This is a genomic window from Mucilaginibacter sp. P2_A5 (assembly GCF_056404995.1).
The window spans coordinates 204,292-215,933 of sequence record NZ_JBFUCY010000006.1 but is presented as its reverse complement, the minus strand read 5'-3'; the positions used below and the strand labels follow the sequence as shown (position 1 = coordinate 215,933).

8 protein-coding genes are annotated in these 11,642 nt (G+C 41.3%); 4 read left to right on the top strand and 4 right to left on the bottom strand.

Annotation, left to right across the window (positions count from 1 at the left end; translation table 11 throughout):
• Positions 1–456: 456 nt before the first annotated feature.
• The 3 genes from AC1DXF_RS07520 to AC1DXF_RS07510 all read right to left on the bottom strand — a co-directional run bounded on the left by AC1DXF_RS07520 (position 457) and on the right by AC1DXF_RS07510 (position 5,160).
• Positions 457–1,323 carry a Rid family detoxifying hydrolase gene (locus AC1DXF_RS07520; protein WP_477447688.1) on the bottom strand — a complete coding sequence of 289 codons (867 nt, stop codon included), beginning with the start codon at positions 1,321–1,323 and terminating at the stop codon, positions 457–459.
• Positions 1,324–1,544: 221 nt separating this feature from the next.
• Entirely contained in the window at positions 1,545–1,787 is a 243-nt protein-coding gene (locus tag AC1DXF_RS07515) for a hypothetical protein (protein ID WP_477447687.1), read from the bottom strand.
• A gap of 700 nt (positions 1,788–2,487) precedes the next feature.
• Positions 2,488–5,160 (bottom strand): PAS domain-containing sensor histidine kinase, encoded by a 2,673-nt coding sequence (locus tag AC1DXF_RS07510; protein ID WP_477447686.1) that lies wholly within the window; start codon positions 5,158–5,160, stop codon positions 2,488–2,490.
• Positions 5,161–5,380: 220 nt separating this feature from the next.
• On the opposite strand from AC1DXF_RS07510, the gene AC1DXF_RS07505 reads away from it, so the two are divergent.
• Positions 5,381–5,572 carry a hypothetical protein gene (locus AC1DXF_RS07505; RefSeq protein ID WP_477447685.1) on the top strand — a complete coding sequence of 64 codons (192 nt, stop codon included), beginning with the start codon at positions 5,381–5,383 and terminating at the stop codon, positions 5,570–5,572.
• Between the two features lie 116 nt (positions 5,573–5,688).
• Here the strand turns inward: AC1DXF_RS07505 and AC1DXF_RS07500 are convergent, their stop codons facing one another.
• On the bottom strand, positions 5,689–8,160 hold the full coding sequence (locus AC1DXF_RS07500; RefSeq protein WP_477447684.1) for a TonB-dependent receptor: 2,472 nt from the start codon (positions 8,158–8,160) through the stop codon (positions 5,689–5,691).
• A 161-nt stretch (positions 8,161–8,321) separates the two neighbouring features.
• Here AC1DXF_RS07500 and AC1DXF_RS07495 point away from each other — a divergent pair, with 161 nt between their 5' ends.
• From AC1DXF_RS07495 to AC1DXF_RS07485, 3 genes are read left to right on the top strand one after another with little or no spacing between them, the layout of a single operon-like run.
• Positions 8,322–8,966 carry a DUF6932 family protein gene (locus tag AC1DXF_RS07495; protein ID WP_477447683.1) on the top strand — a complete coding sequence of 215 codons (645 nt, stop codon included), beginning with the start codon at positions 8,322–8,324 and terminating at the stop codon, positions 8,964–8,966.
• Positions 8,967–8,968: 2 nt separating this feature from the next.
• The gene (locus tag AC1DXF_RS07490; protein WP_477447682.1) at positions 8,969–9,496 is read left to right on the top strand and encodes a hypothetical protein; all 528 of its coding nucleotides are present in this window, start codon (positions 8,969–8,971) and stop codon (positions 9,494–9,496) included.
• On the top strand, positions 9,493–11,130 hold the full coding sequence (locus AC1DXF_RS07485; RefSeq protein ID WP_477447681.1) for a KGGVGR-motif variant AAA ATPase: 1,638 nt from the start codon (positions 9,493–9,495) through the stop codon (positions 11,128–11,130). Before AC1DXF_RS07490 ends, AC1DXF_RS07485 begins: the two co-directional genes overlap by 4 nt.
• Positions 11,131–11,642: the final 512 nt, after the last annotated feature.

Sequence of the window (11,642 nt, the reverse complement as noted above, 5' to 3'; positions counted from 1 at the left end):
TTTGCCAATTACCTTTGTTGAAGCAAAGAGAGTATTCTAGCTGGGCCTTGGGCAATCATAAAAGGCAGGGACTAATACGGCACTTAGTTCTCAAAAACATAGGAGGTACGAAAGTTCACCCTGCCTTTTATAATAACGTTTTCCACAAAGTTTTTAGTTTTTAACACCCCCCAGACCCCCCATTTCAACAACAACAATATTTACTGATAAATTGTCTTTGTAAGACCAAAGGTAGGTACGGAACTTATGTGGCGTACCTACGGCACGCAAAAATCTTAAATTACAAAGTGCTACAAATGTTTTGCTCCGATGGAGCAGCCTGTCAATTTCTTAACTTAATAGCTTCAAGGAGAGGAACCTGAGGGAGGATGCCTGTTGTATTGAAATAGTTCATCGCCTTGCATGCAACCTCAGGGTCCTTTTTCAAAGAGACCCTGAGGGGACATCATGCTATAATTAGTTATTAAAGCCTGCAACCGCCGCAATCTCAATCTGCGCCTGGTATGGCAATTCCTTAACGGCTATGCAAACTCTGGCGGGGAATTTATGGTGGAAGTATTTGCTGTAAATAGTGTTAGCGGCAGCGTAGTTATCCATACTTGTAAGATAGATAGTTACATTGACCAGGTCCTGGTAGTTAAGTTTATTTTTACGCAATACCTTGCCAAGGTTTTCCATTACCTGCGTTGCTTCTGCTTCAAATCCGTTGTTTACCAGTTTGCCGGTGTTATCAATCCCAATTTGGCCGGATATATACAATGCATCACCGGAAATATAAGCATCAGAAAAAGGTAAGCCTGTTTTAATTTCGCCGGATTTAGCCTTTCCATTATTCTGTTGCTGAATTTCTGTGCCTTTCCTATCAATCTGTATCCAGTATTCAACTATCTTTCCGTTGGAAACCCTGTAAACCGCGCTCCCTATTTCAGTTACAGGCAACCCTGTAGATTTAAATTCGTCCACATCACCAATTTGATTGCCGGTTTGCTTCCAGCGGGCATAAACTTTGTCGTTACCCGCAATAAGTTCAGTTACTTCAAATTGGTAACGGCCATAGCTTTGCAGGAATTCATTGACATGCTGCCTGTAGTTTTCCGGTGTTCTGACAACGGTTTCCGGGTGCTCGGCATTAAGCTGGTGCGCTTTTACCGAATCTGCCATAAATTCTGAAGCCCTTTCGGGTGATTTTCCGGAACGGACGATTTCTAAAAAATCCCTTACTGTTTTTTCTGATTGTTGTGTAGTGCTCATAGTTGTATTTTGTGCGTTGCTGCCAAAGGATATTGCCAATAAAAGCAATAGCGTAATGGTGTGGTTTTTCATGATCGCGGGTTTTAAATTATCGCAACAAATTTGAGCAAATATTTAAAAGCATAACAGATACAGTTTTTTATTATTTGAGCATAACAGATTGAATTTGGAAACATAAAGTGCCGGGGAGGATGCCATTCGCTTGCATGCGGCCTCGCGGGGATCTCTTTTCAAAAAGAGCCTGAGGAGAAAAATATTGTTTGAGTGCTATCTATTATCAATAGCTGGTGCTATCAAACAGCCGTAATCAGCGCCGCTCCGGCTTCGTCGATGTGTACGCGGCAATCGGCAACAGAAATATGGTGTTTGAATTTACCGATGGGTTCAATCCAATCGCGCGAGGTAAAAACGGGGGCCAGGATGTTTACAGATTCTACCAGGATTTCTTCGCCATCCAGCACCAGCCGCCAGCATTTGTCATGGCCGTTGCTTTCGGTATTAAAACGGATTTGGGCAAGGTTAACTTGTATATTCATTATCAATAGGGGTATTGTAAATAATGATGTAGAAACGCCTGGCTTTAAGGATTATTATTTTGACGGATGCGGCGTTACCAGATTGTTACAAAATCTTGTATAGAGCCTCCGCAGCTCGAAAAGTCGACATGTCATGGTAGGTGCAAAGGATTTATTCGGGAATTTTTGTATCGGTTATGCAAAGCTGATAGATCTTTCGTACCTACCTATTACAAATTGAAAGGCGGAAGTCATCCTGAACTTGTTTCAGGATCCCATAGGACAGGTAGCCGACATGTTGTACACCTTGCATGTGGGGTGCTGAAACAAGTTCAGCATGACATTGGGGGATTAAATCGTTGTCATTCCTCCTTCAGAGTTTACCTAAATTTGATAACTACCCATGACATATTGGGTTTTGGATAAACATTGGCTTGAACGCTGGCCACTACTCACCCGGTCGAGGCTGCGCCCGACCACCCTCTCTCCGGCTGAAGCCGCAAAGAGGGTTAAGCTCAATTTTGGTTTTATTGCCCCTCTATGCGCGAAGCGGAGAGAGGGGCAGACGTCCGTTAGCTAACGGATCGTCGGGGTGAGTCGACTCGCGCGATATACGTCATTTCTCCTTCAGAATCCGCGGATTTTACTACCCAGGATGACAGGAGAATCAGGTATTTCCTGCTGCGTTTTGTTATACGGTACAAGCAATTTGGTATTGCTGTTAACGATATTCGCTTGCTTGTATGGCTTCAAGCGCTAATTGACCGGATGCGGGCAGGCTGATAGTAAAAACAGAGCCGCGGCCTTCTTTGCTATCAATAGCAATATAGCCCCCAAGGGCCTCTACATGGCTTTTAACCAAAAATAAGCCCAACCCCTTACCTTCAATATTTAAATTGAACCTTTTGTAAGGCTTGAAAACACTGTCCCGGTGTTTTATTAAGTCAATGCCGATGCCGTTATCTTCTACCGTAACTATGGTGCCCGTAACATCATCAACAATAGTGATAGTTACCTGCGGCGAATTGTCTGACCGGTATTTAATTGCGTTGCTTACCAGGTTATAAAATACACTGTATAAATAAGCCTTATGCGAATAAAGGATGTGCGATCCGCCGGGAATAGTAACCCGGACCCCCGTATGGCTTATGCACTCTTCAAGGTCGGCAACTACCTGCGCTATCAACGCATTTAAATCAATTTTTTCTTTGGTGAGGGCAATTGAGCCATCGGTGATGGATACTATCTGGCTTAGGTCCTTTATAACGCTATCCAGCCTGTTTACTACAATTTTTAAATCGTGTGTGCACCTGGCTACCGTATCGGGGTCGTCGCTATCCAGTTCCAATAAATTGGCTAATCCCATAATATTGGCCACCGGCGACCGTAGGTTATGCGATACAATGTACCCAAACTGGTTAAGTTCCTTATTACGTTCGTATAAATCGTTGGCAAACAGTTTTAGTTCCAGTTCCGCCTTTTTGCGTTCGGTAACATCGCGCTGAATGGCCACATAATGCGTTAAAACGCCTTTGTCGTCCATTACCGGATTAACAGAAAAATTCACCCAAAACTCTTCGCCATTTTTTTTATAGTTAATGGTGGTAACTTCGCAGGGCTGGCTTTTGCGCAATGCTGTGCCCAGGCGCTGCAATTCGGCCAGGTCTGATTTTGGGCCTTGCAGCATCCGGGGCGTTTTACCCATTACCTCGTCGGCGTTATAGCCTGTCATCCTGGTAAATGCTTCGTTTACATAAACAATGCGCGGCCCCAAACCATCAAATACGTCGGCATCAGTAATTAAAACAGCATCGGTAGTGTGTGTTATTACAGATTCTATTAGTTTTAAACGGTGTACTTCTGTTTTACGTTTGGTAATATCATGCATAGCGCCCACCATCCTAATGGCCTTACCTTTGGCATTGCGTATTACAAAGCCCCTGTCAACAACATAGGCGTAAGTGCCATCTGCTTTCAGGTAGCGGTATTCGTCTTTCCATTTGGTTTCGGTGCCGTCAATTACTGCGTAAATGCCTTTTATTAATTGATCTATATCTTCCGGGTGTATATGTTTTGACCATGAATTAATATTGGGCTGAACGTTTTTACAGTTATATCCAAAAATAATTTCGAACCCCTCGCCCCAATATAACTGGTCATTTGTTAAATCCCAATCCCAAATAGCATCTGAGGTAGCCTTGGTTACATAGTTATAGCGCAGGTTAATTTCTTCAAGGGATAGCGACAATAGCTTCCGGGGCGTAATATCCTGTACCGTTCCCTGGAAAACCGCCGGTTGGTTTTTTTCCCCATCAACCAGTTTACCAATTTCATGTACCCATTTCATCGATCCATCGGGCAAAATGATGCGGTATTCAAAATCAATTTCTTTTGTGCCATTTACGGCAAAAGCCTGCTCGCGGGTAAACCGCTCCCTGTCATCGGGATGAATAGTTTCATAAAACAGGCTGTAGTCGGCCGCGAACGAATCCCTGGCAACCCCCCAAATGGTGTATACCTCATCAGACCAGTACCTGTTTTTGCCATCCAATTGCACCTGCCAATAGCCTAAACCGGCAATTTTTGTAGCAATGCGCAGCTTCTCTTCCGAGTTTTTTAGTTCGTTTTCGGCTTTTACTTTCTCTGTTATATCGTTTATAAGCACCAGTGAAGCTCGGCGGCCGTTAAACTCAATAACATGGCCGGTAACTTCAACGTGTATCAGATCGCCATTTTTTTTCAGGTGCCGCCAGTTTTTTTTGTGGATAGCGCCGTAGGATGCTTCGTTTTTTGTGGCTTCATTAATAAGGGCGATATCTTCCGGGGGGCGTACCTGCCTGATGTTTAACTTTAAAAACTCCTCCCTGCTGTAGCCATATTTTATCAATGCTTCTTCATTGCAATCCACTATCTGCAGGGTTTCAAAATCCCAGATAAACATGGGCGATGGATTGTTATCAAACAGGAGCTTGTATTTTTTTTCGGATTCAATTAAGGCAGCTTCCTTGTTTTTTTGGTCGGATATGTCGCTAAAAGCAATAACTATTCCTTTAAAAATGCCATTATCAATAATCGGACTTGAGGAATGCCTGATATTGAACGCCGATCCATCGGCCCTCCTGTAAACATGGTCAAGGTTGTGCTGCCCGTTGACAACTTTATTTGCCTTGCATATGGCACACTCGCTTTCGGGGCATATGCTGCCCTCGGCAGGATGGCAATGGATAAGGTAATGCATGTTTTTGCCAATGCAGGCCTCGCGTGGGTAGCCAAGCATCTGTATGGCAGCCTGGTTAATAAACATACAATTGCCTTGGGTATCAATGCCATAGATACCCCTGTTTATGGTATCAACAATTTGCTCAAAGTTTAAATAATGCTGTTCGGCAGGCATTCGGTATGTTCGTTTACTAATTGGCTTCTGCCTTTTTTACGCAGGTTAAGCGCAACTTGTTGTTATTGTTTGCATTTTTAGCACAGGCGGGCTATAACAGGGAGGGATTTATAAACAGGCTTATTTAAATTATTAACAATGGCCGCTTTGGCTAAATTAATTAATAAAACAAATGTAACCTTTGTTTAAGCAGTGCGTACAAACCCAAAATGAATAAATTATGGATATTGTTGTAATATTGGGTGCCGTACTATTGGGTTTAGGTATTTTATTAATAGCGGCTATTCTGTTTTTTAGCGGCGTAAAATATATTCAAAGACGGTATTATCCTACCTGGAAATTTCCGGATTATATTAGCGTTGGATATGTCGAATACCTGTACAGGAAGTATATAAAAAGAAGTAAATCTTAATCCTGAAACCCAACCCGCGGCCCGCGGCCGGGGGATTAAATTAAAAGGTAAGGTGTAGTTGCTGGCTACCCGCCCGCCGCCGGTGCATAATACCCCGGGCGAGGGCGGTTTTTTTATTAATTATTGTTATTGCTGCTGCCTTCCTTTAAATCATCATTATTGATGGTTTTTTTAGGTTTCTTGGGCTTTTGAACAGACATGCCGCCAAACTTGTAAGTAAACGTTACCTCGATGCTGCGGTTGTGCATTATGTTTACAGCATTCTGGTTAATGTTGCCCGAATTAACAACGGTAGGTATCCTGAAACCGTTAGTCAGAAAGTTATCTGCACCAATGCCAATGCTACCTTTTTTATTGGCAAACTTCCTGTTAAAGCTTAAATTATACACACCGAAACTGCCCTGGTAACCCTGTAGTTGTATTTGACGCGAACGGCGGAATGCAAATGCCTGGATAGCATATTTATCGGATAGGTCATAGCTGCCAAATATGCGGTAGTTGGCCACCCAGCCATGGTTCGAGGCGCGGAAAAGCGGGTCGGGGTCCTGGTTATCCAAATCCAGGTAGTACATATCAAGGCCGCCATTAAGGCTCAGCTTGCTGGTGAGCGTAAGATTGGCCGATAAGCTCATCCCATAAGCATTTTGCTTGCCCAAATTTTGATAGCTGGTTTTTATCGTATCGCCGCTGCTTGTCCGGATGGTTTGGATAGCATCATTGGTATTGCGCATAAATGCCGAAATATTGAAATGGTTACTTTTAATATTGGTGCTATAGGCCAGTTCAAAGTTGTTGGTAAACTCGGGCTGCAGGCCAGGGTTACCGCTGGTTATGTTCAGTGGGTTGGATGCCTGTATGTTGGGGTTTAAAAACTCGATAGATGGGCGCTGAATGCGGCGGTTGTAGCCCAATTTAATCATATCGCCATTATCAAACTTTTTACTGATGTTGAGGCTGGGTACCAGTATGCCATAGTTGGGAATGGTAACTGCCTGCCCGCTCAGGAAATCGGCACTGATAGAGGTATACTCGTACCGGGTACCTGCTTTAATGGTGTAATTTTTAAAGGGGTTAAAGGTAAAAGATACATATCCCGATGCCACATTTTGCTTATAGTTAAACGCATTTGACAGGCTGGCCGATGATACCGGCTGATAATTGAGCGAACCATCAGCCGCCGAAAGGTACGTGTAATCGCTGGTTACCGTTCTTATAATATCCTTGGCGCCAAATTCAAGTAGCTGGTTTTTGGCAAGTGGTGTTTGGTAGTCGGCCTCCAGGGTAAGCTCCTTATTGATGCTGTTGTTATTGTTTTTTAGTCCCCCTGTTGACGAACCATCACCTTGATCAAGGAAAATACTTTCAAAATTATTGTGGCGGTTATTCTGGCTGTACTCGGTCAGGAAACTGAACTCGCGCTCGGGTTTTTTGCCGGTGAGAGTATAGGTTAACGTGGCATCAACCGAGTTGGAGTTGTTGGTGATATTGTTTTTTTGCAGCGACGAACCGGTAAGCACATCATTCAGGTAGCTGTTGGTTAAAAAGTTGTCCTGCACGGTAGGGTGATTGTTGGCGCCAAACACCACGCCAAGGCTAAGCGAATTATGCTCGTTAATATCATAATCGACCCCCGCGTTGTACCGGGCAAACAAAAACTTATTATGCGTATTGGCCGATTGTGTGGTAAGCAAGGCATCGCCTGTGGTAAGGCTGGTTATGGTTTGGCTATTGTTAAACTCACCGGGGATATTGTAGCCTGTACGGCCAAAACCACCCAGCGAAAAGCTGAGCTTTCCTGTTTTGTACCCACCGTTAAGGCCCAGGTCGGCGCCGCGCGTGCCGGCTGCGGCGTTAAGGTTGAGTGTGAGTCCCTGCAGCGTATTTTGCTTCAGGATAATGTTGATGATTCCGCCCGATCCTTCGGCATCATATTTGGCCGATGGCGAAGTGATCACCTCCACGCTTTTGATCAAATCGGCAGGGATTTGCTTTAACGCGTCAGACACGCTGGCCGATGCCATGGCCGAAGGCTTGCCGTTGATGAGCACTTTAATGTTCGAGCTGCCACGTACGCTCACATTGCCGTCAAGGTCAACAGATACCATGGGGACGCGTTTCATCACGTCGGTTGCATCGCCGCCGCGGGCAGTCAAATCATTTTCGGCGTTATATACAGTGCGGTCTATTTTTTCTTCAATCAATGCTTTTTTGCCGGTAACCTGTACTTCTTTCAATAGCTTACTATCGGGACTGAGTAATATACGGCCCAGTTTAAGCATGCCGCCATCTACCTTAATATTGGCAATGGTTTTATTGGCATAGCCCAAAAAGTTTATCCTTAGGCGGTAAATACCTGCCGGTAACTTGTCGATGGTGAATTTACCATCGGTGGCAGTTATTGTGCCGTTTACCACCTTGTTGCTTGCCTGGTCAAAAACAGATACGGTAGCATAATCCACCGGTTTCTGACTCACCGAATCAATAACAATACCGGTAATGCCGGTACCTGCATCGGTAATTATGGTAGCGGCCTTTACCATAGTGAATGGCAAAAGGAACAATAGCAGGAATTGTACTTTTAGTTTCATGCCGCAAATTAAAACCACCTCGCCCGGCTATTAAAACGCGATAGACGGGCGTAAAGAAATAATCGACCACGGGGCAAATCAACGGGACGGGGAGCTATTAAGCATGGCAATGGAGGCTTCATCGGCACAAATGAGTGTTTGGTCGATAGATACGCGGTATAATGGAGTGGCGTGTACTTAACATCTGGACGACAGGGTGGACTCTTGTAGTAGCGGGAGTTTATCTATCAACGGTAGACTGGCAAAATATCTTGGACCGAGAATTTAGATGCTGTCAGCTAAAGAAGCTAAACCACAGTTCATTTAATATTTTATTAACAAAACAATTTTGCTGTGTTAATAAAAATAACTTTATATTTGTGTATGCTAAAATATTTATGGTACCAGAATATAGACCGGATGGTTTTCTTCCTATAGGGATTTGGTCATCGTCGCTTGAAGAAATCAAGGAGAGATACACTTACAATATTTTTCGAAAAACGCTCTTTAATAAACTTTTAGTGTTAATCGACGATTTGAAACGTATTAAATGCAACCGGATTTATATTGACGGCAGTTTCATTACAACTAAATTAAAACCCAATGATATTGATGTGTGTTGGGAAGAAGGTACGGGAAGTAATTATAATTTGGAAAAGGGGGGATTGCCCATATTATTTGATCCTCCATTTGCCAAAGCATTTTATGGGTTGGATATTTTTCCTGCAAGGTACATGGAGTCAAGTTCAGGAATTTTATTTATTGACTTCTTTCAACGGGTTAAATATTCAACTGAAAAGAAAGGTATCATAGCATTAGATATATAATTATGATTAAGAACCAAAAACAAGCTGCCATTGCCAGGGAGCGATTGGCAGAATTAAACAAATCATTAACCGAATTGCAGGCGAAACAAAAGAACTTGTCATCAGCGGAGTATGAGTTGGGAATTAATTCGTTGAACTACATAATTGAAGAACTTCAGAATGATATCCATAAATATGACCTTTTGCTAAAAGGCGATATAAATAGCCTACAAGCAAAAGAACTCGGTGATATTAATAAAATTTTGATTGCTGCAAGAATTGCTAAGAAAATTTCGCAAAAGAACCTAGCTGCCATGTTGGATACACAAGAGCAGCAAATTCAAAGGTATGAAGCTACTGATTACGAGTCGGCAACTTGGACAAGAATACAGGAAATTGCTTTTGCTCTCGGATTAAAGTTTGAATTTAAGCCTACATTTTTACATCAAAATAAGCCCAATTTCAGAGTGCCAAGTGGTTGTAATTCAGAGGGTATAATAAAAGCAAAGATCGCTTTAAGGCAAAACAAGAATTTACATTTCGCAGAATGAAAACGATAACATTTTATTCATATAAAGGAGGCGTTGGGAGATCGTTGGCATTAAGCGACATGGCAACGCGACTATCAGAACTTGGTCAAAAAGTTTGCGTTATTGATTTTGATTTAGACGCGCCCGGACTTCGGTTCAAATTCAAGAACTATACATTTCCCGATATTACTAAAGGGATTGTGGATTACATATATGAGTTTTCGGCTAACGGAACGATTGGGAATATTAGTGATTATGCAGTAGAGGCTGAATCCGCCAATCATTATTTTGAAAATATTACATTTATTTCGGCCGGAAATATTCATAGTGATGATTACTGGAAAAAACTATCGATGATAAGATGGTATGAATTGTTTTATAGCGAAGAGCCCCAGGGCGTAGAGTTTTTCCTTGATCTGAAAGCTCAAATTGAAGAGCAATTTAACCCTGATTTTTTGCTGATTGATTCCCGTACGGGTATTACTGATATATCTGGTGTTACACTTAGATTGCTTGCAGATCAAGTTGTTGTGCTTGGCATAAATAACCAAGAAAATCTTTTTGGATGTCAGAAAATTATTAAAAGCCTACTTAACCCCAAGAATAATCTATTCGGCAAAGCGTTGCCTGTAAACTTTGTGCTTACAAGGGTGGCTTATAATAAATTTGATAAAGAAAAAGAACGGGAAGTCATAGATTATGAAAAGGAATATATAATTGTTGAAAAAATTAGGAGCGATTTTAAAGAAATTCTTAATGTTGAACAATTTGATGTATCCATTATACATTCAGATCGTAATATTGAACAAGAAGAGGGGCAGTTGCAAGGCTCGCTTTATGAAAACCAACCAGGCTCAGTAAGTAAAGATTACCTACAACTATTTGAGAAATTAACATATGATATATTAAATTTAGATGAAAGATTCTTAACCTCGAGAAAGGCTGAAATAGAATATGTTAAGTCATTTAACGAGGATAATCAAAATGCGAAATTGTCATTGCTTAACAAGGCAATATCCATCGATAACACTAAATACATTTATTATCTCGAGAGAGGCGTTGTTAATTTTTATTTAGGAAAAATAGACGAATCATTAAATGATCATTTGAATGCTTTAGAACTATCTCCTTATAATTCACATGTTAACAACAACTTGGGGAAAATTTATTTTACTTTAAAAAATCACGAAACAGCTCTCGCTTATTTTAAAAAAGCTGGAAATAATAATATCGACGCTTTAATGAACAAAGGGGTTATATATAGGAGAACTAATAGATTTAACGATGCACTTCAAACTTACAATGAAGCCCTATTAAAATCGCCGTTTAATGACAAGCTTTTGAATGCAAGGGCAGATGTTCACAGAATGTTGGGTAATTTTAATGAAGCTCTAATTGACATAACAAAAGCTATCGAGCTTAATTCAAATGCTCCATTATATTTTGCAACGTTATCGGAAGTGTATTCAGATTTGGGCAAAACAGATGAATTTTATCTAAATTTTTCTATTGCTTTGTCTAAAGGTCTCAAAGTTGATGATTTAAATGCTGCATTCGATGTTTATCAGAAATATCTTCTTGATGAAAGATTTCTAACTTTAATATCTAAATATAAAATCGACATCAATGATTTAGTAAATGACATCTTGTTTTAAACATGAGTGATTTATCAGTGAGTATAATAACTGATAAATTAATAACTCTTTTACCTCGAAAATAAAATAGAAATGCTATAATGCAAATTCCTAAAGTATTTATTTTTTATTCTCGCGATCCAAATTCCCATAAAGAGAGGGTATTAAATTTAGCTATAAAACTACGTAGAAATGCGATAGAGATTATTTTACAACAAGTACAGGGAGCTTCCACAAAGTGACTCACAGATAAAGAATGGAAATGATGGCTTTCAGGTTTGGTTTGAAAATGATAAATTAATAAGAATTAAACAATTTTGGTTTAACTTCCGGTACCACTCCTAATATGTAGCCCACATGCTAAGTAAGAAATTAGTTGTACTTCTAATCTTTTAACTCCCGCAGTTCTCCCCGTTAGCGATAGGCGCGGATACCGGCTCGTGTGTAACGCCTTGGAGGCGTATGAGCAGATAGCGCGGGCCGCAGGCAACGGCATGAAAAGAATGAGGAGCTACAAACAGCCAGGCCTTTCG